At 68.1% G+C, this 23,090-nt stretch carries 26 protein-coding genes; 24 read left to right on the plus strand and 2 right to left on the minus strand.

Annotation, left to right across the window (positions count from 1 at the left end):
* The first annotated feature begins 30 nt into the window (after nt 1-30).
* Genes ACFV3I_RS15980 through ACFV3I_RS16005 form a run of 6 tightly spaced genes read left to right on the plus strand, consistent with a single transcriptional unit; the run spans nt 31 to nt 5,985 of the window.
* A complete protein-coding gene (locus ACFV3I_RS15980) occupies nt 31-594 on the plus strand; it encodes a DUF402 domain-containing protein (protein WP_378823611.1) in 564 nt (187 codons plus the stop codon).
* A complete protein-coding gene (locus ACFV3I_RS15985) occupies nt 591-1,310 on the plus strand; it encodes a class I SAM-dependent methyltransferase (RefSeq protein WP_378823613.1) in 720 nt (239 codons plus the stop codon). Before ACFV3I_RS15980 ends, ACFV3I_RS15985 begins: the two co-directional genes overlap by 4 nt.
* Nucleotides 1,311-1,353: 43 nt before the next feature.
* Complete coding sequence (locus ACFV3I_RS15990; RefSeq protein WP_247637667.1) at nt 1,354-2,415, plus strand: polyprenyl synthetase family protein; 1,062 nt, start codon at nt 1,354-1,356, stop codon at nt 2,413-2,415.
* Nucleotides 2,416-2,471: 56 nt separating this feature from the next.
* Nucleotides 2,472-3,845, plus strand: a complete 1,374-nt coding sequence (locus ACFV3I_RS15995) for an FAD-dependent oxidoreductase (RefSeq protein WP_136028853.1) — start codon at nt 2,472-2,474, stop codon at nt 3,843-3,845.
* Nucleotides 3,846-3,905: 60 nt separating this feature from the next.
* On the plus strand, nt 3,906-4,937 hold the full coding sequence (locus ACFV3I_RS16000) for a hypothetical protein (protein WP_247637666.1): 1,032 nt from the start codon (nt 3,906-3,908) through the stop codon (nt 4,935-4,937).
* A gap of 37 nt (nt 4,938-4,974) precedes the next feature.
* Entirely contained in the window at nt 4,975-5,985 is a 1,011-nt protein-coding gene (locus ACFV3I_RS16005; protein ID WP_136028857.1) for an alpha/beta hydrolase, read from the plus strand.
* Here ACFV3I_RS16005 and ACFV3I_RS16010 read toward each other — a convergent pair.
* Together ACFV3I_RS16010 and ACFV3I_RS16015 are read right to left on the minus strand one after the other, a co-directional pair.
* The gene (locus ACFV3I_RS16010) at nt 5,976-6,608 is read right to left on the minus strand and encodes a GntR family transcriptional regulator (protein ID WP_136028859.1); all 633 of its coding nucleotides are present in this window, start codon (nt 6,606-6,608) and stop codon (nt 5,976-5,978) included. The two genes, ACFV3I_RS16005 and ACFV3I_RS16010, sit on opposite strands and share 10 nt — an antisense overlap.
* Nucleotides 6,609-7,015: 407 nt before the next feature.
* Nucleotides 7,016-7,504 (minus strand): YajQ family cyclic di-GMP-binding protein, encoded by a 489-nt coding sequence (locus ACFV3I_RS16015; protein ID WP_136035747.1) that lies wholly within the window; start codon nt 7,502-7,504, stop codon nt 7,016-7,018.
* A gap of 189 nt (nt 7,505-7,693) precedes the next feature.
* On the opposite strand from ACFV3I_RS16015, the gene ACFV3I_RS16020 reads away from it, so the two are divergent.
* The 18 genes from ACFV3I_RS16020 to rpsS all read left to right on the plus strand — a co-directional run bounded on the left by ACFV3I_RS16020 (nt 7,694) and on the right by rpsS (nt 23,090).
* Nucleotides 7,694-8,902, plus strand: a complete 1,209-nt coding sequence (locus tag ACFV3I_RS16020; RefSeq protein WP_247637665.1) for a maltose ABC transporter substrate-binding protein — start codon at nt 7,694-7,696, stop codon at nt 8,900-8,902.
* Nucleotides 8,903-8,974: 72 nt separating this feature from the next.
* The gene (locus tag ACFV3I_RS16025) at nt 8,975-10,579 is read left to right on the plus strand and encodes an ABC transporter permease subunit (protein ID WP_247637664.1); all 1,605 of its coding nucleotides are present in this window, start codon (nt 8,975-8,977) and stop codon (nt 10,577-10,579) included.
* 1 nt (nt 10,580) lies between these two features.
* Nucleotides 10,581-11,483: a sugar ABC transporter permease gene (locus tag ACFV3I_RS16030; protein WP_136028866.1), complete on the plus strand. Its 903-nt coding sequence runs from the start codon at nt 10,581-10,583 to the stop codon at nt 11,481-11,483.
* A gap of 69 nt (nt 11,484-11,552) precedes the next feature.
* Entirely contained in the window at nt 11,553-11,705 is a 153-nt protein-coding gene (locus ACFV3I_RS16035; protein WP_168387200.1) for a hypothetical protein, read from the plus strand.
* A gap of 117 nt (nt 11,706-11,822) precedes the next feature.
* A complete protein-coding gene (locus ACFV3I_RS16040; RefSeq protein WP_247637663.1) occupies nt 11,823-12,965 on the plus strand; it encodes an ABC transporter in 1,143 nt (380 codons plus the stop codon).
* A gap of 65 nt (nt 12,966-13,030) precedes the next feature.
* Complete coding sequence (locus ACFV3I_RS16045) at nt 13,031-13,465, plus strand: hypothetical protein (protein ID WP_206252865.1); 435 nt, start codon at nt 13,031-13,033, stop codon at nt 13,463-13,465.
* Nucleotides 13,466-13,514: 49 nt separating this feature from the next.
* Nucleotides 13,515-14,162, plus strand: a complete 648-nt coding sequence (locus ACFV3I_RS16050) for a spermidine/putrescine ABC transporter substrate-binding protein (protein WP_205812819.1) — start codon at nt 13,515-13,517, stop codon at nt 14,160-14,162.
* A gap of 217 nt (nt 14,163-14,379) precedes the next feature.
* Nucleotides 14,380-14,748, plus strand: a complete 369-nt coding sequence (gene rpsL, locus ACFV3I_RS16055; protein WP_013584051.1) for a 30S ribosomal protein S12 — start codon at nt 14,380-14,382, stop codon at nt 14,746-14,748.
* A 5-nt stretch (nt 14,749-14,753) separates the two neighbouring features.
* On the plus strand, nt 14,754-15,224 hold the full coding sequence (gene rpsG / locus ACFV3I_RS16060; protein WP_017201608.1) for a 30S ribosomal protein S7: 471 nt from the start codon (nt 14,754-14,756) through the stop codon (nt 15,222-15,224).
* Nucleotides 15,225-15,311: 87 nt separating this feature from the next.
* On the plus strand, nt 15,312-17,426 hold the full coding sequence (gene fusA / locus ACFV3I_RS16065) for an elongation factor G (protein WP_136028870.1): 2,115 nt from the start codon (nt 15,312-15,314) through the stop codon (nt 17,424-17,426).
* Between the two features lie 148 nt (nt 17,427-17,574).
* The gene (tuf, locus tag ACFV3I_RS16070) at nt 17,575-18,765 is read left to right on the plus strand and encodes an elongation factor Tu (RefSeq protein WP_136028873.1); all 1,191 of its coding nucleotides are present in this window, start codon (nt 17,575-17,577) and stop codon (nt 18,763-18,765) included.
* Nucleotides 18,766-18,919: 154 nt separating this feature from the next.
* Entirely contained in the window at nt 18,920-19,132 is a 213-nt protein-coding gene (locus ACFV3I_RS16075; protein WP_105723378.1) for a hypothetical protein, read from the plus strand.
* Nucleotides 19,133-19,974: 842 nt separating this feature from the next.
* Nucleotides 19,975-20,283, plus strand: a complete 309-nt coding sequence (rpsJ, locus tag ACFV3I_RS16080; protein ID WP_017201594.1) for a 30S ribosomal protein S10 — start codon at nt 19,975-19,977, stop codon at nt 20,281-20,283.
* Nucleotides 20,284-20,291: 8 nt separating this feature from the next.
* Complete coding sequence (rplC, locus tag ACFV3I_RS16085; RefSeq protein ID WP_136028875.1) at nt 20,292-20,951, plus strand: 50S ribosomal protein L3; 660 nt, start codon at nt 20,292-20,294, stop codon at nt 20,949-20,951.
* Nucleotides 20,952-20,953: 2 nt separating this feature from the next.
* Nucleotides 20,954-21,616 carry a 50S ribosomal protein L4 gene (gene rplD, locus ACFV3I_RS16090; protein WP_136028877.1) on the plus strand — a complete coding sequence of 221 codons (663 nt, stop codon included), beginning with the start codon at nt 20,954-20,956 and terminating at the stop codon, nt 21,614-21,616.
* On the plus strand, nt 21,613-21,936 hold the full coding sequence (gene rplW / locus ACFV3I_RS16095) for a 50S ribosomal protein L23 (protein WP_025102406.1): 324 nt from the start codon (nt 21,613-21,615) through the stop codon (nt 21,934-21,936). Before rplD ends, rplW begins: the two co-directional genes overlap by 4 nt.
* A 20-nt stretch (nt 21,937-21,956) precedes the next feature.
* Nucleotides 21,957-22,796, plus strand: a complete 840-nt coding sequence (gene rplB, locus ACFV3I_RS16100; protein WP_136028879.1) for a 50S ribosomal protein L2 — start codon at nt 21,957-21,959, stop codon at nt 22,794-22,796.
* A gap of 12 nt (nt 22,797-22,808) precedes the next feature.
* On the plus strand, nt 22,809-23,090 hold the full coding sequence (gene rpsS, locus ACFV3I_RS16105) for a 30S ribosomal protein S19 (protein ID WP_017201589.1): 282 nt from the start codon (nt 22,809-22,811) through the stop codon (nt 23,088-23,090).

The raw sequence follows: 23,090 nt of genomic DNA on the forward strand, positions 1-23,090 counted from the left end.
GGCGGCGATCCCGCGTCGTAGGGTGGGCGGATGAGCGACGCGCGCCCCGCACCCGGCACCGAGATGGTCTTCCAGTGGCGCAAGTGGGACGGGTCGCCGCACTGGCGGCACGAGTGCGTCTACCTGGGTGCCGATCACTGGGGCGACTGGGTCGGTCAGCCCGCCGGCTGGCACAGCGTCCGCCCGGGGGCGCAGTTCCACGCCGCGACGCCCAATGTGACGCTGGTCCCGCCGAGTCGCGACTTCGCCCTGACCGTGAACCGGCGGCACCCGCGCGGCCTGCGCATCTACATCGACCTGGGGTGGGAGGTGCAGTGGTCGGACGACCCGCTGCGTGCCGTCGGGATCGACATGGACCTCGACGTCGTGCGCGTGGAGGGGGAGCGCGGCACCTGGGTCGACGACCGCGACGAGTGGGCCGAGCACAGCGTCGTGTACGGGTATCCGGCCGACGTCATGACCCACCTGGAGGCGCTCGCGCTCGACCTGGAGGGGCGGGTGCGGGCGAGGGTCGCGCCGTTCGACGATGCCACCGCCGACGTCTGGCTCGACCGGCTGGAGGCGCTCGATCTCGCGCCTAGACTGAACGCGTGACCTCGAACGACAAGAACCGCGCCGACCTCGGCAAGGACCCCGCCCGCGTGAGCGGCATGTTCGACCAGGTCGCGGCGGGCTACGACCGCACGAACACCGCCATGACCTTCGGCAACGACGGCCTGTGGCGCGCCGCCACCACCCGGGCCGTGGCGCCGAAGCCGGGGGAGCGCATCCTCGACCTCGGGGCGGGCACGGCGTCGTCCTCGGCGTCCCTGGCCCGCAGCGGCGCGCAGGTCGTCGCGGCCGACTTCTCGCCGGGCATGCTCGGGGAGGGCCGACGTCGGCACGGAGCGATGCGCAACCTGTCCTTCGTGCAGGCCGATGCCACCGCCCTCCCGTTCGAGGACGGGGAGTTCGACGCGGTCACCATGTCCTACGCGCTGCGCAACGTGAACGATCCGAAGAAGGCCCTGCGCGAGCTCTACCGCGTGACCAAGCCCGGCGGACGCCTGGTGATCAACGAGTTCTCGACGCCGCCGGGCAAGCTGTTCCGCGGTGCCTACCGCTTCTACAACGCCCAGGTGCTCCCGCGGGTGGCCCGGGTGGCCGGGACGAACGGCGATGCGTACGACTATCTGAACGAGTCGATCCGCGAGTGGCCGGACCAGAAGCGGCTGTCCGCGTGGATCCGTGATGCCGGGTGGCAGGACGTCGCGTACCGCAACCTCTCGTTCGGCATCGTCGCCCTGCACCGCGCGCGCAAGCCCGCGTGAGCACGGCGCGAACCGCGGCATCCGACGCGGGTAGGCTGGGAGCGTGACTTCGAGCCCCCACCCCCCGGGTTCGCGACTGGCGAGCCGTCTCGGCTTCAGCGATCGCGTGTTCATCGGCCCCGCCGGACGCCGGGTGGCCCGCACGATCGAGGACGGGCTCGAGCTCGTGGAGACCGGGCTCGCCGATGACGTCCGCGTGGCCGATCCGCTGGCCGACGCTGCGAGCCGCTATCTGTACGAGGCCGGCGGCAAGCGCATCCGGCCCGTGCTCACGCTGCTCGCCGCGCAGCTGGGCGACGGCAACACCCCCGAGGTGATCGACGTCGCGAAGGCGCTGGAGATCACCCACCTCGGATCGCTGTATCACGACGACGTCATGGACGGCGCCGACCGCCGCCGCGGGGTGCCCGCTGCCCATGCGGTCTGGGGCAACAACATCGCCATCCTCACCGGCGACATCCTGTTCTCCCGGGCCAGCCAGCTCATGTCGCGGCTCGGCGAGCGGGCGATCCGTCTCCAGGCCGACACGTTCGAGCGCCTCGTCCTCGGACAGATGCACGAGACGCTCGGTCCGCAGCCCGATGACGATCCGATCGCGTTCTACATCCAGGTGCTGGCCGACAAGACCGGTTCGCTCATCGCCGCGGCGACGCAGGGGGGCGTGATCTTCTCGAACGCGCCGACCGAGTACGAGGAGCCGCTGCGGGTGTACGGCGAGAAGATCGGCGTCGCGTTCCAGCTGCTCGACGACGTGATCGACCTGTCGGCCAAGCCCGAGGAGACCGGCAAGGTGCCGGGCACCGACCTGCGCGCCGGCGTGCCGACCATGCCCTACCTGCTGCTCAAGGCGCAGAAGGATGCGACGGCCGAAGACCTGGCGGCCCGCATCGACGAGGGCGTCGCGCTCATCGCGGACGGCGCCGACCCCGCGATCCTCGACGGCCCCCTGGACGAGCTGCGCGACCACCCGGTCACGCAGAAGACCCTCGAGCTCGCGCATGCGTGGACCCAGGAGGCGATCGACGCCCTCCGGCCGTTGCCGCGCGGCACCGTGCGCGAGGCATTGACCCGATTCGCCGAGACCCTCGCCGAGCGCTCGAGCTGACGCGACCCGCGGCTTCGCGCCGCGTGACGGCGGCGACGGCATACGAAAGGACCTCCATGACCAAGCTCCGACTGGCCATCGTCGGCGCCGGCCCCGCCGGTATCTACGCCGCGGACATCCTGCTGAAGGCCGAGCGCAAGTTCGACGTCTCGATCGACCTGTTCGAGCAGCTGCCGGCCCCCTACGGGTTGGTGCGGTACGGGGTCGCCCCGGACCACCCGCGCATCAAGGGCATCATCACGGCCCTCCGCGATGTGCTCGACCGCGGCGACATCCGCCTGTTCGGCAACGTGCGCTTCGGCGAGGACATCACGCTGGACGACCTCAAGCGGCACTATCACGCGGTGATCTTCGCGACGGGCGCGATCCGCGACACCTCCCTCGACATCCCGGGCATCGATGCGGTCGGATCGTACGGCGCCGCCGACTACGTGAGCTGGTTCGACGGCCACCCCGACGTGCCGCGCGAGTGGCCTCTCGACGCGGAGTCGGTCGCGGTGCTCGGCAACGGCAACGTGGCGCTCGACGTGTCGCGCATGCTGGCCAAGCACGCGGAGGACCTGCTGGTGACCGAGGTCCCGGAGAACGTGTACGAGGGGCTGAAGGCGAGCGCTGTCACCGACGTGCACGTGTTCGGTCGCCGCGGTCCGGCCCAGGTCAAGTTCACCCCGTTGGAGCTGCGCGAGCTCGGGGAGCTGCGCGACGTCGACATGGTCGTGTACGACGAGGACTTCGACTACGACGAGGCGGCGCGCGACGCGATCGCCAGCAACAAGCAGGTCATGGTGATCGACCGCATCCTGCAGTCGTGGCGCAAGCGCGACTCCGTCAACAACGCGGGGGGAACGGCCTCGCGCCGCCTGCACCTGCACTTCTGGGCGAAGCCGGTCGAGGTGCGCAAAGACGACCAGGGCCGCGTCGCCGCCCTGGTGTACGAGCGCACGAAGCCCGACGGGCAGGGTGGCGCGATCGGCACGGGCGAGCTCCGTGAGGTCCCGGTGCAGGCGCTGTACCGCGCGATCGGCTACTTCGGCTCCCCGCTCCCCGGTGTTCCGTTCGACAAGAAGCACGGCGTGATCCCGAACCGCGAGGGTCAGGTGCTGGCGAAGGACTCCAACGAGCGCGTGCCCGGCGTCTATGCGACGGGATGGATCAAGCGCGGACCTGTCGGGCTGATCGGGCACACGAAGTCCGACGCCATGGAGACCGTGCGGCACGTCATCAACGACCAGGGCTCCTGGTGGCACCCGGAGGATCCGTCGGAGGAGGCCATCCCGGCGCTGCTGGCCGAGCGCGGCGTCGCGTGGACCGACCTCGACGGGTGGCACCGCCTCGACGAGCACGAGATCGCGTTGGGCGCCCCGCACGAGCGCGCCCGCGTGAAGGTCGTGCCGCGCGAGGAGATGGTGCGGGTGTCGCGGGGCGAGTGACCCGCCCGGATCGCCGCAGCGCGCCCGGGTCGGAGGAGCACTCCGCCCTAGGCTGAGGGCATGCGACACCGCCCCCTCCTGGCCCTCGCGGCCGTGACCGTGCTGCTGCTCTCCGGATGCGCGCCGGAGCCTGAGCCCACCGAGACGTCGACGCCGTCGGCCTCGGCGTCGCCCACGCCGACGACGGATCCGATCGTCGCCCCGACGCCGGCGTTCGATGTGAGCTGCACCGACGTGGCCGCCGAGATGACCGCCGCCACCGGTGAACCGGCCGGCGAGGTCGCGGAGGTGCTGGGGGTGTGGTCGGCGCCGAGCTGGTATCCGGGACCCGCACAGCACATGTTCCAGCGGGCGGGCGGCATCGCGTGCTCGTCCGGTACGAGCGAGCGCAACTGGGAGGTCTCGGTCGCACCGGGCGCGACAGCCCTGATCGAGGGCGCGGAGTCGCGCGGTGGCTACGCGGGTGAGGAGGCGCGCTGCGAGGTCGGCGGGTACTGCTTCTTCCAGGTCGTGGAGGGCGAGGTGCTGGTGTCCGGGGCTGTCGTCGATCCGGCGCTCGGCCCGGACGATGCGCCGGCGATCAAGGAGGGACTGCGTCGCATCGGCGCGGCCGCCGCGGCGTCGCTGCGTGAGGTCGTGGTGCCGGAGAGCGCGATCGCGGGCGTGGAGTGCTCGCGGTTCCTCACCGACGTCGAGTTCGGTGAGCAGCTCGGCACCGACGTGCACGTGATCGACGGCTTCGGCGGGTGGTCCATCCCGGCCGAGGTGTACCAGACGGTGAACGGTTCCCGCATCTGCTACTACGCTTCGGGCGACGACGAATACAGCGCGCAGGGCTACCTGATGCTCACGACACTGCCCGGAGGGGCGTGGGCGTTCGAGCGGATCGAGGGCGAGAAGCCGGTGGAGGTCGCGGGCGCGGATGCCGCGCTCACGGGTGTGGACGAGCAGGGCCGCACGGTGCTCGACGTCCGTATCGGGACGGATTGGCTGCGGCTGATCACCTTCCAGGGATCGGGCATCAGCGACCTCGCGCCGCTCGCGTCGACCATCGTGGAGAACTTCGGTGTCGGTCGCCCGGGCGGTCAGTAGCCCCGTGGGCTAGCCTGGCGGCGACGGGGGGAGACGCATGGCCGAGTGGATCCCGGATGTGCTGGGCGAGGAGTTCGAGCAGCTGACGCTCGACCTCGGCGTCGATGACCAGGGACCCGTGGTCGCCACACTGGTGCGTGCGCTGCCCGCGCCGTCCGGCTGGTGGGATCGGGCCAGGGGGCGTCGGCGCCCGCTCGAGGGCGTGGACGTGCTCTACATCCACGGCTGGTCGGACTACTTCTTCCAGAAGCGGCTGGCGCGCTTCTGGACGGCTCGCGGGGCGCGCTTCTTCGCGCTGGACCTGCGCAAGTACGGACGCAGTCTGCGCGAGGGCCAGACCCCGGGGTACATCAGCGACCTGGCGACCTATGACGAGGACATCGCCGCCGCACTGACGGCGATGGGCCGAGGTGAGGGGGGAGAGGAGTCCGCACGGCGGCTGGTCCTCCTCGGTCACTCGACCGGCGGGCTCACGTTGAGCCTGTGGGCGTCCCGGCACCCGCACACCGCGGACGCCCTCATCCTGAACAGTCCGTGGTTGGAGTTCCAGTTCGCCCCCGTCCGCGCGGCGATCGCGCCGATGGTCGAGTTCCAGGCGCGGATCCGGCCGCTGGACGCGGCGCCCCAGGTCGACCTCGGCTACTACACCAGGGCCCAGCAGGAGGTGGCCGACCCCGACGACCCGATGGACGTGAACCTCGCCTGGCGTCCGGTGCAGACCATGGCCGTGTACGCCGGCTGGTTGAACGCGATCCTGTCGGGCCATCGGACGGTGGCGGCAGGGCTGTCGATCGAGGCACCGGTGTGCGTGCTGCTGTCGGCGCGTTTCGTCCCGCCGACGCGATGGTCGGACGACCTCACGTCGGCGGATTCGGTGCTCGTGGTCGATGACATCGCCCGTGCAGCGCTCCGGCTGGGCTCGACGGTGACCGTCGAGCGTATCGACGGAGCGCTGCACGACGTGTTCCTGTCGCGACACGCGGCCCGTGAGGACGCGTATCGACGCCTGGACCGCTGGGTGGTCGGCTGGAGGGCCGCTCAGACGTAGTACATCGCACGGGCCAGGCGTTCCGCCTCGTCCCCGTTGCCCCGCGTGACGGCGATCTCGAAGTCGTCGTACACCTGTCGCATGCGCTCACGGTCTCCGCGAGGGACCACCCACGCGCGCAGGTTGCGGGCGAGGGCGACGTCGACGTCGGTGATCAGCATGCGGTGCTGGTGGTTGCCGCTGTGCTCCGCGAGATACGCGAACACGGCCCACCGCGCACTCGAGGTCGATGCCCCGTCGCGCAGCGTGCGGCGCACCTCTTCCATCAGGCGGACGACCCGCTGGCGCTCCGCCGGGCTGAGCCGTGGCACGGCCATCCGGGCGGCGATGCCCGCCTGGTACCCGGCGAACTCGAGCGACTGCGTCACGACGGCCGCCGTCACCGCGGTCACCTCGGTGTACCGACTCGGGTACATCGTCACGAGCCCGAGTCTCTCGAGTCGCTGCAGCGCCTCTCGGACCGGGGTCCGGGAGACGTGGAGCTCATCGGCCACGTCGACGTCGCGGATGCGCTCGCCCTCCCCCAGTTCGCCCTCGACGATGAGTCTTCCGATGTGGTGGAAGACCTCGTCGGCGAGGAGTTGCTTGCTTTCTCCGATGGTCTTCGTCTCGACGTGCCCCATGGACCAGCCCCCAGTTTCACTTCTTGTCACGGTTCCGCGGCCCCCCGTGTGGCGGTGGGGCCGGCGACTCCGTGCCGATCTTTCTCACCTGCGGATCCGATGTTCGTGGGGGCGGGCAGCGGGCCGGTGAGCTGTTCTTTCTTCCTTCACCGTGGTGCGGGCACTTCGGATCCGGTGACGCGAGCCCGCGGTGCCTGCACCCTCGTCCCCACGAGAGCGCCTGCGAATCTCGGGCACCTCGTTCCGCGCGGGCGGCGTGCAACGAGGGCGTCCATGGCTCCGACGGATCGGGGCCGCTTCCAGTCTTGGTCAAGCACACCGATATCTCGATATGCGTTGACCGGGGAAAGTCGGAGCGCACGCGAAAGGGGACCCGGCGACGCCGGATCCCCTCTGTGCCGCGCGACCTAGCGGTAGTTGACGAACTGCAGGTCGATGTCGAGGTCGGAGCCCTTCAGGAGAGCGATCACGGCCTGGAGGTCGTCGCGGCTCTTCGACTGCACGCGCAGCTCGTCGCCCTGGATCTGGCTCTTCACGCCCTTGGGTCCCTCGTCGCGGATGATCTTGCCGATCTTCTTCGCGTTCTCCGACGAGATCCCGTCCTTGAGGCTGGAGACGATGCGGAACTCCTTGCCGCTCGCGAACGGCTCGCCCGAGTCCAGGCTCTTCAGGGAGATGCCCCGCTTGATGAGCTTCGACTGGAACACGTCGAGCACGGCCTTCGCGCGCTCCTCCGAGCTCGCCGTGATGAGGACCTGCTCCCCGCTCCACGCGATGGATGCCCCGGTGCCCTTGAAGTCGTAGCGCTGCTCGACCTCTTTCCGTGCCTGGTTCAGGGCGTTCTCGGCCTCCTGATGATCCACTTTCGAGACGATGTCAAAGGAACTGTCAGCCATACAGGCAGTGTATCGAGCAGCCCTCGCGACGACAGGCGTGGAAGCGTTTTCAGTCGGGTGCCGCCCCGCGTGCCCCATCACAGGTTGATATCGACGCTGCTCTCGATTGCGATCCCGCTCCTGATCGATGCATACTGTAAGCGCTTGCAGTCCTTGCAGGTTGAACAGCATTGAGAGAGGCACACACCAATGAAGGTGAACAAGAGGGGCGTGCTCGCCGCGGGCGCGATCGCCATCGTTTCGACTCTGACGCTCGCCGGCTGCTCCGCGGGGACCAGCGGCGGATCCTCCTCCGGCGGCGACGACAGCGGCTCGCTCACGGTCTGGGTCGACGCCGAACGCGTCGACGCCCTCCAGGGTGCGGCCGACGCCTATCAGGACAAGACCGGCGTCAAGGTCGAGCTGGTCGGCAAGTCCGTCGACGACATGAAGGACGACTTCATCCAGCAGGTGCCGACGGGCAAGGGCCCTGACATCGTGATGGGCGCCCACGACTGGCTCGGCGAGCTGTCGACCAATGGCGTCGTCGCCCCGATCGAGCTCGGTGACAGCTCCGAGGACTACCTCCCGGTGGCCCTCCAGGCTGCGACCTACGACGGAACGGTCTACATGCTGCCGTACGCGGTCGAGAACATCGCCGTCCTGCGCAACGCCGACCTCGTGCCCCAGCCGGCCACCAGCTTCGATGACATGGTCTCGAAGGGGAAGTTCGTCGTCGAGCAGGGCACCGAGGGCAACCCCTACCACCTCTACCCGTTCCAGACCGCGTTCGGTGCCCCCGTCTTCGGCACCGATGACAGCGGCAGCTACGACCCGAGCGACCTGCAGCTCGGCAGCGAGGGCGGCTTCGCCTTCGCCGAGTGGCTGGGCGCGCAGGGTGCAGCCGGCACGCTCAACACCGACGTGGACGGCGAGATCGCGAAGCAGCAGTTCCTCGACGGCACGGCCGCGTTCTGGCTGACCGGCCCGTGGAACGTCGGCGCAGCCACCGAAGCCGGCATCAACGTCGCGATCGACCCGATCCCGAGCCCGACCGGCCAGACCGCCTCCCCGTTCGCGGGTGTGAAGGGCTTCTTCGTGAGCGCCGAGTCGAAGAACAAGGTCGCGGCGAACGACTTCCTCGTCAACTACATCGGCACCGAGGACGTGCAGCTCGAGCTGTTCAAGGCGGGCAACGTGCTGCCCGCCCTCACCGCTGCGGCCGACTCCGCGGCGTCCGACCCGATCATCGCCGGATTCCAGGCCGTGGGTGCCGACGCCGTCCCGATGCCGGCCATCCCCGCGATGGGCGCAGTGTGGCAGTACTGGGGTGTGGCCGAGGCCGCCATCATCAACGGTGCGGACCCGAAGGCGACGTGGCAGAAGCTCGTCGACGACGTGACCGCCGCGATCAAGTAACCGCCGCAACGGCACAGACCCTGCCGGAGCGGGCCGCACCGCCCGCTCCGGCAGGATCATGACGAGGACGACATGACAGACACCGACGAGCGCATCGCGCCTCCGACCAAACGACACCGCCAAGCCGCCGCCATCGCCGAAGCGGCGTCCCGACCGATCGGCTGGATGCTGCTGAAGATCCTGCTGCTGGCCATCGTCGACGCGATCGCGGTCTATGCGGCCTTCGTGCTCTTCGCGCACCGGGAGTGGCTGATCCTCGCGATCGTCGTCCTGGTGACGATCCTCGTCAACTACATCTACTTCTCGCGCCGGCGCGTCCCGGCGAAATACCTGACCCCCGGCATCATCTTCCTCGTCCTCTTCCAGGTGTTCACGCTGCTCTACACGGGATACATCGGGTTCACGAACTACGGCACCGGCCACAACGGCACCAAGGAGCAGGCGATCTCCTCGCTCCTTGCCTCCGCGCAGGAGCGCGTCGAGGACTCGCCGACCTACCCCGTGACCGTGGTCGAGCAGTTCGGCACCTACGGCTTCCTGGTGACCGACCCCGGCACGGGCGATGCGCTGCTCGGCACGGCCGACGAGCCGCTGCACGAGGTCGACGCCGACTTCCAGGGCGGGCAGGCGGTCGCGGTCGACGGGTGGACCACCCTTCCGCTCGCGACGGTGTTCACGCTGTCCGACCAGCTGGAGCAGCTCTCGGTGCCGTTCAGCGACGACCCGAACGACGGGAGCCTCCGCGCGCCGGACGGGCAGAAGGGCTACCTGTACGTCTCGACGCTCGCGTACGACGCGACGGCCGACACCATCACCGACACGGACACGGGCACCGTGTACCGCGACACGGGGGAGGGTGCGTTCACCGCCGAGAACGGCGATCAGCTCCTTCCCGGCTGGCAGACGACGGTCGGCTTCGACAACTTCGTACGCGCGGTGACGGACTCCTCGATCCGGGGTCCGCTCATCTCGGTCACCGTGTGGACGTTCGTCTTCGCCCTGGTCTCGGTGGCCTCCACGTTCTTCCTCGGGCTGTTGCTGGCGCTCGTGTTCAACAACACGCGGATGCGGTTCCGCAACGGCTACCGCATCATCCTGATCCTGCCGTATGCGTTCCCCGCGTTCCTCTCGGCGCTGGTGTGGGCCGGCATGATGAACGAGAGTTTCGGCTTCATCAACCAGGTGCTGTTCGGCGGTGCCGCGATCCCGTGGCTCACCGATCCCGTGCTGGCGAAGGTGTCGGTGCTCCTGGTGAACCTGTGGCTCGGGTTCCCATACATGTTCCTGGTGTGCATGGGCGCGCTGCAGGGCATCCCGGAGGACGTGAACGAGGCGGCCGTCATGGACGGGGCGAACGCCTGGCAGATCTTCCGGCGCATCAAGCTCCCCCTGCTGCTGGTGACGGTGGCCCCGCTGCTGATCTCGTCGTTCGCGTTCAACTTCAACAACTTCAACCTGATCTACATGCTGACCAAGGGGGGTCCCCGGTTCAGCGACGTGTCGATCCCGGTCGGCCACACCGACATCCTCATCTCGATGGTCTACAAGGTCGCCTTCACCGGGCAGACCCGCGACTACGGACTCGCCTCGGCGTTTACGATCCTGATCTTCATCGTGGTCGCGACCATCTCGATCATCAGCTTCCGCAAGACCAAGGCCCTCGAGGAGCTGAACTGACATGAGCACGACCAGCCCGACCGCCGCCCGTCCGGCTCCGCGCCGCCGCTCGTTCCGCGCCTGGTTCGCCGACACCGGCTGGCGGCACCTCGTCGCGATCGTCGTGAGCGCGTTCGCGCTCTTCCCACTGCTCTACGTGGTCTCGGCCTCGCTCAACCCGAAGGGCACCCTGACCGGTTCGAACCAGCTGTTCTCCGCCATCGGCATCGACAGCTACGTGCGCATCCTGAGCGACCCGCAGAACCCGTACGGCACCTGGTTCCTGAACACCCTGCTCATCGCGGTGGTCACCGGCGCCGTGACGGTGTTCATCGGAGCCTGCGCCGCGTATGCCTTCTCGCGCATGCGTTTCGCCGGGCGCCGCGTCGGTCTCGTCACGATCGTGGTGGTGCAGATGTTCCCGCAGCTGCTCGCGGTCGTCGCGATCTTCCTGCTCATGTCGACCATCGGCGACTGGTTCCCGGCGATCGGGTTGAACACCCATACCGGGCTGATCCTGGTCTACCTCGGTGGAGCGCTCGGGGTGAACACGTATCTGATGTACGGCTTCTTCAACACGATCCCCAAGGAGATCGACGAGGCGGCACGCATCGACGGCGCGGGTCACGCGCGCATCTTCTTCACGATCATCCTGCGCCTCGTCGCGCCCATCCTGGCCGTGGTCGGGCTGTTGTCGTTCATCGGCACGGTCAACGAGTACGTCATCGCGAGCGTCATGCTCGTCGACGTCGATCAGCAGACGCTCGTGGTCGGGCTCACCAAGCTCGTCGCCAATCCGCGCTACGCGGACTGGTCGGCCTTCAGCGCGGGCGCGGTCATGGCCGCGATCCCGGTGATGATCCTGTTCCTGTTCCTGCAGAAGTACATCGTGGGCGGTCTCACCGCCGGCGCCACGAAGGGCTGAGCCCTCCGGTCACCCGTCGCCTCGGCGTTGCACCCCGACGGCCGGCGGGGCGCGACGTACCCTGGCGACATGGCACGGGTGGGTGGTCGCAGCATCGGGATGAGCTGGGTGGCCGGGGTGATCTGCACCGTGATCATCGGCGGCCTGCTCTGGCTGTCGTTGCCGATGATGCCGGTGCTGGCGCAGTTCTTCGGCGACGCTCTGCGTTCCGCCCTGCCCTGATCCGCGGTTCCCCCCTTCCGCAGGCACCGACCCGGCGACACGTCGGCACGCCTCCGTGAGGGCCTGGACACGCGGCGGTACCCTCGCAGAGCACACATCGATGAGAGGCGCACCCCCATGAGTGATCCCGAGGCTCGTCAGCCCGAGAAGCCGCGCGACGTCGACGACGTCGTCGGTAGCGCGAACGCCGGTCTCGATGCTGCCGCCGCAGCCCGAGCGGACGTCGCCGGCTCCGACGCGGAGGCCGAGGCGGAGCGCACGCCCGCCGACGCGAACCCGGAGCGCCAGCACCCGCCGGTCGACCCCGATCTCGCCGCGTTCGAGACCGCCGAGCGCGACCACCCCGGCACCTTCAGCTCGACCGCTCCCGCCGCGGGCGCGGTACCCGTCGCCGACCGTGCGGCCGCCGCCGAGCAGCGAGCGGATTCCGACCGGCTCGCCGACGACCGCGGTGCCGAGCGTCTTCCCGCCGACCGGCTCGCGGGCGACCGTCCGGATGACCGGGTCGCGGACGATCGTCGCGACGCCGATGCGACCGCGGCCTTCCCGACTCCCGGGGCGGCCTCCTGGTCGCCACGTCACGAGGAGTCGTCCATGGCGGACACGGCATACGCCCCGCACTCCGACGACGCCGACACACGCATCGTCCCGTCGGAGCCGTACGTCGGGACAGCCGGCGCCGCCGCAGCTCAGCCTCAGCCGATCTTCGTTCAGGCTCCGGAGCCGCCGCGCGACCGCGGAAACCGCGGAACGGCCGGGGCGATCGGCCTCCTGGCGACGGTCGCCTTCGCCATCCTCTACCTCGGCACCGCGGTCGGCCTGCGCGCCATCGCCGGAGACGTCACGGGCGAGAACATCGGCGAGGCCTTCCTCGCGCCGCTGCTCACGTGGGGCTACTGGACCCCGGTCGTCGTGTTCTTCCTGGGCTTCTGGCTCCTCGGCGCGATCATCAACCGCGGCCGCTGGGGCCTCTGGGTGGTGTTCGGCATCATCGTCGGGCTCATCGCGTACGCGGGGCACATCCTCGGACAGCTCTTCGAGGCGCCGTTCTGGAAGCTCACCGCTTCGCAGGGCCTGGAGCTCGCGGGGGAGCAGCTGCTCGCCCCGCTCGCCATCGCTGCCTTCGTGTTCGCCAGGGAGCTGACCATCTGGTTCGGTGCCTGGGTGGCCCGCAGCGGCGCCCGCAAGACGGAGCTGAACGCCGAGGCGCAGCGCGAGTACGAGCGCACCCTCGAAGCCGGCCCGACGCTGGCGAGGTAGTCACGCACGCCACCACGCCGAACCCCCGCGGGCCCGAGTCCGCGGGGGTTTCGCCTGTCCTCGCGGTGGTGCTCGCCTCCATCGGGTTCTTCGCGCTGTCGGTGTTCGGGCTGGGCGCGCTGAGCGTGGCGACGGATCGGGACATCATCGCGGTGGAGGGCCTCGGCCAGGTGCCGGGTGTGGTGGGCATGATCCTGGCGGTGGTCGCGTTCGCTCTGTCGCTCGGCGCGACGCTGCGGCGCCGGCGTCCGTCGTTCGGCTCCGCGCTGGTGATCGCACTCCTCACCGCGCTGGTCCATCTCGCGACGCTGTGGATTGCGGTGCTGGCTGCCGCAGAGAGCCTCATCATCGCGACGGCCGTCGCGGGAGACCTCGTCCGGGGCGGCGCTAGCGCGGTGGTCCTGGTGGCGGCGGCGATCGCGGGCTGGAGCGGTATCGCCCTCCGTCGGACCCGCAGCGAACGTCCGCGATGGCCCTGGGAGCACGACGAGGGGGAGTGACCCCCCGCAAATCCGCGCGGGGAGCGGTGACGCGCCGTACGCTGGTGTCGTGGAGCGCTCACTGGAGACGCAGGTGGACCAGGCCGTCGAGGCGTGGCTGCGCTGGGTGCCGCGCTGGGAGCCGGCCACCCACCGCGGCCGGGTCGCGCCGTGCCGTCGCTGTCTCGGTTCGCCCATCCTCGCCGCGGCCGGGATCGCGGGCGACACACCCCACGGGGTGCAGCACGGGCTGTCGACGCGCATCAAGACGATCGTCGACCACGCGGTCGCGGACTACACGGCCCGCAACCTTCCGATGCTCCAGCGCGAGCTCGACAGCCAAGCGGCCAGGAACAGAGCACGCAGCTACCGCCCGACCGAGGACCTGGCTCCCGAGTTCGAGGGCCTGCCGCTCGACCCGGAGCCGGTTCCCGGCGCACCGTTCCTGTTCACGATCGCCGGTCTCGCCGACGACTCCGCGGCGGAGCTCCCGCCGCTGCCGCCCCTGTCGGAGGAGGCGAAGATCGCGCTACGGCAGGAAGTGGCCCTCGCCGACGAGTACGCGAACCTCATCGGCCGCGAGATCTGCGGCCTGCTGCTGCGCCACCGCGTCTCCATTCAGGCGGCGGTGTCCCAGCACGTCGAACCGCAGATCGAAGCCATGCTCGCCGAACTCACGGAGTCGCTCGACTCGCCGTTCGGCCCCGACGTGAGCTGAGCCGGCGGCGGCCGCCCTCATTTGACCGCGTTGGTTACGCGGCATTACACTTGATCAGGTGTGTGCACGTCCTGACGTGCGCGCTGGGCGTCGGCCCCATGCCGGTCCGCCCCCACGGCATACCCACCACACCAAAAGCTCGCCGGTTCCGGCGTGCCGGTGGGTCATGATGTGAAACCCATCACGCTGTCACCGTGCAGCACTATGAGGAGAGAACGTGCCAACCATTCAGCAGTTGGTTCGCAAGGGTCGCTCGCCCAAGGTCTCGAAGACCAAGGCGCCGGCGCTCAAGTCGAACCCGCAGCAGGCCGGGGTCTGCACCCGCGTCTACACCACCACCCCGAAGAAGCCGAACTCGGCGATGCGCAAGGTCGCCCGTGTGAAGCTCCGCAACGGGACCGAGGTCACCGCGTACATCCCCGGTGAGGGCCACAACCTGCAGGAGCACTCGCTGGTGCTCGTCCGCGGCGGTCGCGTGAAGGACCTCCCCGGTGTGCGTTACAAGATCGTCCGTGGCGCCCTGGACACCCAGGCCGTCAAGAACCGTAAGCAGGCTCGTTCCCGCTACGGCGCGAAGAAGGGTTGAGTTAGATGCCTCGTAAGGGTCCCGCCCCGAAGCGCCCCGTCGTCAACGACCCGGTCTACGGCGCACCGATCGTCACCTCGCTGGTGAACAAGATCCTCGTCGACGGCAAGAAGTCGCTGGCCGAGTCGATCGTCTACGGCGCCCTCCGCGGTGTCGAGGCGAAGAACGGTCAGGACGCCGTCGCCACGCTCAAGAAGGCGCTCGACAACGTGCGCCCCACGCTCGAGGTCCGCAGCCGCCGCGTCGGTGGCTCGACCTACCAGGTTCCGGTCGAGGTCAAGCCGCACCGCGCGAACACCCTCGCGCTGCGCTGGCTCGTGAGCTACGCGAAGGGTCGTCGTGAGAAGACGATGACCGAGCGTCTCCAGAACGAGATCCTGGACGCGTCGAACGGCCTCGGTGCCGCGGTCAAGCGCCGCGAGGACACCCACAAGATGGCCGAGTCGAACCGCGCGTTCGCTCACTACCGCTGGTAATCAGCTCGGCCCGTCCCTCGGCCACCCGCCGAGGGACGGGCACCCCCTCTTCGCAGTACGACTGCTCCAAAAGATAAGGACACTCCTGTGGCACAAGACGTGCTCACGGACCTGAGCAAGGTCCGCAACATCGGCATCATGGCGCACATCGATGCCGGCAAGACCACGACGACCGAGCGCATCCTGTTCTACACGGGCGTCAACCACAAGCTCGGCGAGACGCACGACGGCGCCTCGACCACCGACTGGATGGAGCAGGAGAAGGAGCGCGGCATCACGATCACGTCTGCCGCCGTGACCTGCTTCTGGAACAAGAACCAGATCAACATCATCGACACCCCCGGTCACGTGGACTTCACGGTCGAGGTGGAGCGCTCGCTCCGCGTCCTCGACGGTGCGGTCGCCGTGTTCGACGGCAAGGAGGGCGTGGAGCCCCAGTCCGAGACCGTGTGGCGTCAGGCCGACAAGTACAACGTCCCCCGCATCTGCTTCGTCAACAAGATGGACAAGCTCGGCGCGGACTTCTACTTCACGGTCGACACGATCATCAACCGCCTCGGTGCCAAGCCGCTCGTGCTGCAGCTCCCGATCGGTGCCGAGAACGACTTCGTCGGCGTCATCGACCTCGTGGAGATGCGCGCACTGGTGTGGCCCGGCGACGCCAAGGGTGACGTGACCATGGGCGCCTCGTACGAGGTGCAGGAGATCCCGGCCGACCTCAAGGACAAGGCTGAGGAGTACCGCCAGCAGCTGCTGGAGACGGTCGCGGAGACCGACGAGGAGCTTCTCGAGAAGTTCTTCGGCGGCGAGGAGCTGACGGTCGCAGAGATCAAGGGCGCCATCCGCAAGATGGTCATCGCCAGCGAGATCTACCCGGTGCTCTGCGGCTCGGCGTTCAAGAACCGCGGCGTGCAGCCGATGCTGGACGCCGTCGTCGACTACCTCCCGTCCCCGCTGGACGTGCCCGCCATCGAGGCGCACGACCCGAAGGACGAGGAGAAGATCATCGAGCGTCACCCCGACGCGAAGGACCCGTTCGCGGCCCTGGCCTTCAAGGTCGCCGTGCACCCGTTCTTCGGTCGCCTGACGTACGTGCGCGTCTACTCGGGTGAGCTCGAGTCGGGCGCTCAGGTCATCAACTCGACCAAGGGCAAGAAGGAGCGCATCGGGAAGATCTTCCAGATGCACGCCAACAAGGAGAACCCGGTCGACAAGCTGACCGCCGGCAACATCTACGCCGTGATCGGACTGAAGGACACCACCACCGGTGACACCCTGGCCGACCCGCAGCAGCCGGTCGTGCTCGAGTCGATGACGTTCCCGGAGCCGGTGATCGAGGTCGCCATCGAGCCGAAGACCAAGGCCGACCAGGAGAAACTGGGTCTCGCCATCCAGAAGCTCGCTGAGGAGGACCCGACCTTCCGCACGGAGCTCAACCCCGAGACCGGTCAGACGACCATCAAGGGCATGGGCGAGCTGCACCTCGACATCCTCGTCGACCGCATGAAGCGCGAGTTCCGCGTCGAGGCGAACGTGGGCAAGCCGCAGGTGGCGTACCGCGAGACGATCCGCAAGGCCGTCGAGAAGCACGACTACACGCACAAGAAGCAGACCGGTGGTTCGGGTCAGTTCGCCAAGATCCAGTTCAACATCGAGCCGCTCGAGCTCGACGGCGAGAAGACGTACGAGTTCGTGAACGCGGTCACGGGTGGCCGCATCCCGCGCGAGTACATCGGCTCGATCGACGCCGGTTTCCAGGACGCGATGAACGTCGGTGTCCTGGCGGGCTACCCGATGGTGGGCGTCAAGGCGACCATCGTCGACGGTGCGGCACACGACGTCGACTCCTCGGAGATGGCGTTCAAGATCGCGGGCTCCATGGGCTTCAAGGAGGCCGCGCGTCGTGCCAACCCCGTGCTGCTCGAGCCGCTGATGGCCGTCGAGGTCCGTACTCCCGAGGAGTACATGGGCGACGTCATCGGTGACCTGAACTCGCGTCGTGGCCAGATCCAGTCGATGGAGGACGCCGCCGGCGTCAAGGTCGTGCGCGCTGCGGTGCCGCTGTCCGAGATGTTCGGCTACATCGGCGACCTGCGTTCGAAGACCTCCGGTCGCGCCGTCTACTCCATGGAGTTCGACAGCTACGCCGAGGTCCCGCGCGCGGTGGCCGACGAGATCGTCCAGAAGGCCAAGGGCGAGTAACACTTCCTGGGAACAGGGCCCGCCGTCCTGTTCCCAGGTCACCTACAACTTCACATTCCCTCTCTACTAAACTGAGAACCTAACCCGTAGAGAACCGGTCGCAAACCAGTGCCCGGCACCTCTACAACGACGTCCTGAGGAGGACCCAGTGGCTAAGGCCAAGTTCGAGCGGACCAAGCCGCACGTCAACATCGGAACGATCGGTCACGTCGACCACGGCAAGACCACGCTCTCCGCAGCGATCTCGAAGGTGCTTGCTGACAAGTACCCGTCCGACACGAACGTGCAGCGTGACTTCGCTTCCATCGACTCGGCGCCGGAAGAGCGCCAGCGTGGTATCACGATCAACATCTCGCACATCGAGTACGAGACCCCGAAGCGCCACTACGCGCACGTCGACGCTCCCGGCCACGCCGACTACGTCAAGAACATGATCACGGGTGCGGCTCAGATGGACGGCGCGATCCTCGTGGTCGCCGCCACCGACGGCCCGATGGCCCAGACGCGCGAGCACGTGCTGCTCGCCAAGCAGGTCGGCGTTCCCTACCTGCTGGTCGCGCTGAACAAGTCGGACGCGGTCGACGACGAGGAGATCCTGGAGCTCGTCGAGCTCGAGGTCCGCGAGCTGCTCGCCGGCCAGGGCTTCGACGAGGACGCTCCTGTCGTCCGCGTCTCCGCTCTCAAGGCTCTCGAGGGCGACGAGAAGTGGACCCAGGCGATCCTGGACCTGATGCAGGCTGTCGACGACAGCGTTCCGGACCCGGAGCGTGACCGTGACAAGCCCTTCCTCATGCCCGTCGAGGACGTCTTCACGATCACCGGTCGTGGCACCGTCGTCACGGGTCGCGCCGAGCGTGGCACGCTGGCCATCAACTCCGAGGTCGAGATCGTGGGTCTGCGTCCGACGCAGAAGACGACCGTCACCGGTATCGAGATGTTCCACAAGCAGCTCGACGAGGCCTGGGCCGGCGAGAACTGTGGTCTGCTCCTCCGCGGCACCAAGCGCGAGGACGTGGAGCGTGGCCAGGTCATCGTGAAGCCGGGTTCGGTTACGCCGCACACCGACTTCGAGGGCACCGCGTACATCCTGTCCAAGGACGAGGGTGGCCGCCACAACCCCTTCTACACGAACTACCGCCCGCAGTTCTACTTCCGCACCACGGACGTCACCGGCGTCATCTCGCTGCCCGAGGGCACCGAGATGGTCATGCCCGGCGACACCACCGACATGACGGTCGAGCTGATCCAGCCGATCGCCATGGAGGAGGGCCTCGGCTTCGCCATCCGTGAGGGTGGTCGTACGGTCGGCGCCGGTACGGTGACGAAGATCATCAAGTAAGCATCTGCTTCCTCGCAAAGGGGTCGGACCTTCGGGTCCGGCCTCTTTGTCGTTTTCCACGCTCTAATCGGGCTTCCGCGGGCGGGGGAGGGCATGCACAATGAGTGTGTCCGGTCTCATCGGCCGGACACACACACCTCCGAAGGGGAGCCACATGGGTATCGACGACGCCGTGAACAAGGGCAAGGACCTGTACGAGCAGAACAAGGACAAGATCGCCGAGGCCGTCAAGAGCGAGCAGGCCGAGGACATCAGCGACAAGGTGCTCGACGGTGTCGCCGACTTCGCCAAGAAGATCGCTCCCGGTGCGGCCGACAAGATCGACGAGATCCGTGACAGCGCGGACAAGGCGGTCGGCAACGAGTAGCCCGAGATCGTTCACGAGCGGCGCTTCCTCCGAGGGGCGCCGCTCTTCTCGTACCCGGACGCTCTGGAATCTCGGCACGCGCGAGCGCGAACTGGCGAACTGACGGAGAGATCGAGTAGGATGATGCAGACCGCCTGGGGATCTTGCGGTCGGGGAAACCGAAGGGGTTCGGTTTCCTGAAGCACGCGGTTCTACCGCGTTCACACTGGGGAAAACGATCTTGGGGATCATCGTGCGACGCGCGCACTCTTTGCGCCAGAGCGTCTCCCCGCCTGCGCGGCGGGTCTTCCGCCGTGCCCTCGGTCGAGGCGTCCGGCGTCCCTTCACGCTGGGCACCTCGCGTTCGGTGTGCCCCCTCGCACTGAACGCCCTCCCCAAGCGGGGCGAGGCATGGGGATGCCTCGCCCCGCGCTCCACTCGGGCCTGAGCACGAGCTGCAGACCCCCGCCGAAGAGGGCGGACACGAGGCGCGACACGCCCGGGTTTGCAGAAGTGAAATCGCCCGTGGCAGAATAGACAGGTTCGATATTCCGTCGCCGCTGTGCGTGCGCCGGATCACTGCCAGGGCAGTGCATAGACGGTGCCTCTTCGGAAGCACAGGGTTCTAGGCCGCGGGCAGCAGAACACAATCCCGACACCTTCATTTCGAGGGCATCGCCGTGCGCGGCGAGGGTCGGGCATCCGTTCGCCTCCGGGCGTCCGGCTGACAGCAGAACAGTGGTGCAGCAGATCGGTTCGCAGAGCCGTTCTCGTGCCGAGGCGCAATCCGCGCCGACGTGCGTCCAATGCCCCAGGGCCACCCGGTCCAGGACGGTACGACGCTTATAGAGAGAGAGCAGACAATGGCGGGACAGAAGATCCGCATTCGCCTGAAGTCGTATGACCACGAGGTCATCGACACGTCCGCACGCAAGATCGTCGACACCGTGACCCGTGCGGGCGCGACCGTCGTCGGACCCGTGCCCCTTCCGACCGAGAAGAACGTCGTGTGCGTCATCCGGTCGCCCCACAAGTACAAGGACAGCCGCGAGCACTTCGAGATGCGCACCCACAAGCGTCTGATCGACATCGTCGACCCGACGCCCAAGGCCGTCGACTCGCTGATGCGCCTCGACCTGCCGGCCGACGTCAACATCGAGATCAAGCTCTGAGGTTCGACATGGCTGACATCAACTCCAAGGTTTCCAAGGGCATGCTGGGCACGAAGCTCGGCATGACCCAGGTGTGGAACGAGAACGGCAAGCTCGTTCCCGTCACCGTCATCGAGCTCGCGCCGAACGTGGTCACGCAGATCCGTACGCCCGAGAAGGACGGCTACAACGCCGTGCAGATCGCGTACGGCCAGATCGACCCCCGAAAGGTGAACAAGCCCCTCTCGGCTCACTTCGAGGCAGCCGGCGTCACGCCGCGTCGCCACGTGACCGAGATCCGCACGGCCGACGCCGCCGACTACTCGCTGGGCCAGGAGCTCACGGTGGACGGCACGTTCGAGGCCGGCCAGCTCGTCGACGTCGTCGGCACGAGCAAGGGCAAGGGCACCGCCGGTGTCATGAAGCGCCACAACTTCAAGGGCGTCTCCGCCTCGCACGGTGCGCACCGCAACCACCGCAAGCCCGGTTCGATCGGCGCCTCGTCGACCCCGAGCCGTGTCTTCAAGGGCATGCGCATGGCCGGCCGTATGGGTGGCGAGCGCGTGACCGTCCTCAACCTCACGGTGCACGCCATCGACATCGAGAAGGGTCTGATGCTCGTCAAGGGCGCTGTCCCCGGTGCTCGTGGCCGCATCGTCTACGTCCGCAACGCAGTGAAGGGTGCCTGATCATGGCTGACTCCACTCTCGCGCTCGACGTCCTCAAGGCAGACGGCAAGAAGGCTGGCTCGGTCGAGCTGCCCGCCGCTCTGTTCGACGTCAAGACGAACATCCCGCTCATCCACCAGGTCGTCGTCGCGCAGCTCGCGGCGGCTCGCCAGGGCACGCACTCGACCAAGCGTCGTGGCGAGGTCTCGGGTGCCGGCCGCAAGCCCTTCAAGCAGAAGGGCACGGGTAACGCCCGTCAGGGCTCGATCCGCGCGCCGCACATGACCGGCGGTGGCATCGTCCACGGCCCGAAGCCGCGTGACTACTCGCAGCGCACGCCCAAGAAGATGATCGCGGCCGCCCTCCTCGGCGCGCTCAGCGACCGCTTCCGCGGCGACCGCCTGCACGCGATCGACACGTTCGGCACCGACGGTGCTCCGTCGACCAAGGCCGCCGCGGGCTTCCTCGCCCAGGTCGCCACGTCGAAGAACGTGCTCGTGGTCATCGAGCGCGGCGACGAGCTCGCGCTCAAGAGCCTGCGCAACCTCGGCAACGTGCACCTGCTGTCGTTCGACCAGCTCAACGCCTACGACGTTCTCGTCTCCGACGACATCGTCTTCACCCAGGCCGCGCTCGAGGGCTTCATCGCCTCCAAGTCCGGCGCCAACCAGGAGGTCTCCGCATGAGCGAGCAGGCATCTGTTCTCCAGACGGCCCTGAACAAGGACCCGCGCGACATCATCCTGAAGCCGGTCGTGTCCGAGAAGAGCTACGGGCTCATCGACGAGGGTAAGTACACCTTCCTCGTCGACCCGCGCGCTTCGAAGACCGAGATCAAGCTCGCCATCGAGAAGATCTTCGGTGTCAAGGTCGCGTCGGTCAACACGATCAACCGCGTCGGCAAGGCCCGTCGCACCCGCTTCGGCACGGGCAAGCGCAAGGACACCAAGCGCGCCATCGTGAGCCTGAAGTCGGGCACCATCGACATCTTCACGGCAATCGGCTGATCCGGGGGATAAGGACAATCATGGCTATTCGCAAGTACAAGCCCACGACCCCGGGCCGTCGCGGCTCGTCGGTGGCTGACTTCGCCGAGATCACCCGATCGACGCCGGAGAAGTCGCTGCTGCGCCCGCTCTCGAAGACCGGTGGTCGCAACAACCAGGGCCGCATCACGACCCGTCACATCGGTGGTGGCCACAAGCGCCAGTACCGCGTCATCGACTTCCGTCGCAATGACAAGGACGGCGTGAACGCCCGTGTCGCTCACATCGAGTACGACCCCAACCGCACCGCGCGCATCGCGCTCCTGCACTATTTCGACGGCGAGAAGCGCTACATCCTCGCGCCGGCGAAGCTGAACCAGGGCGACATCGTCGAGTCGGGCCCCGCGGCGGACATCAAGCCGGGAAACAACCTCCCGCTGAAGAACATCCCCACGGGTACCGTCATCCACGCCATCGAGCTCCGCCCCGGCGGCGGCGCGAAGATGGCGCGCTCGGCCGGTGCATCCGTCCGCCTCGTGGCGAAGGACGGCCCCTACGCCCAGCTGCGTCTGCCCTCCGGCGAGATCCGCAACGTCGATGCGCGCTGCCGCGCGACCATCGGCGAGGTCGGCAACGCCGAGCAGTCGAACATCAACTGGGGCAAGGCCGGCCGCATGCGCTGGAAGGGCGTCCGCCCAACCGTCCGTGGTGTCGCGATGAACCCGGTCGACCACCCGCACGGTGGTGGTGAGGGCAAGACGTCCGGTGGTCGTCACCCGGTCTCCCCGTGGGGTCAGGCCGAGGGTCGCACCCGTCACGCCAACAAGGAAAGCGACAAGTACATCGTGCGTCGTCGCAACGCCGGCAAGAAGCGCAAGTAGGAGTAAGAGAAGATGCCTCGCAGTCTTAAGAAGGGCCCCTTCGTCGACGAGCACCTGCTTCGCAAGGTGGTCGTGCAGAACGAAGCCGGCACCAAGAACGTCATCAAGACCTGGTCCCGTCGGTCCATGATCATCCCGGCCATGCTGGGTCACACGATCGCGGTCCACGACGGACGCAAGCACATCCCCGTGTTCGTGTCCGAGACCATGGTCGGTCACAAGCTGGGCGAGTTCGCGCCCACCCGCACCTTCCGCGGCCACGAGAAGGACGACAAGAAGGGCCGTCGCCGCTGA

The organism is Microbacterium sp. NPDC059771 (assembly GCF_042732495.1).
Taxonomy (GTDB): Bacteria; Actinomycetota; Actinomycetes; order Actinomycetales; family Microbacteriaceae; genus Microbacterium; species Microbacterium sufflavum.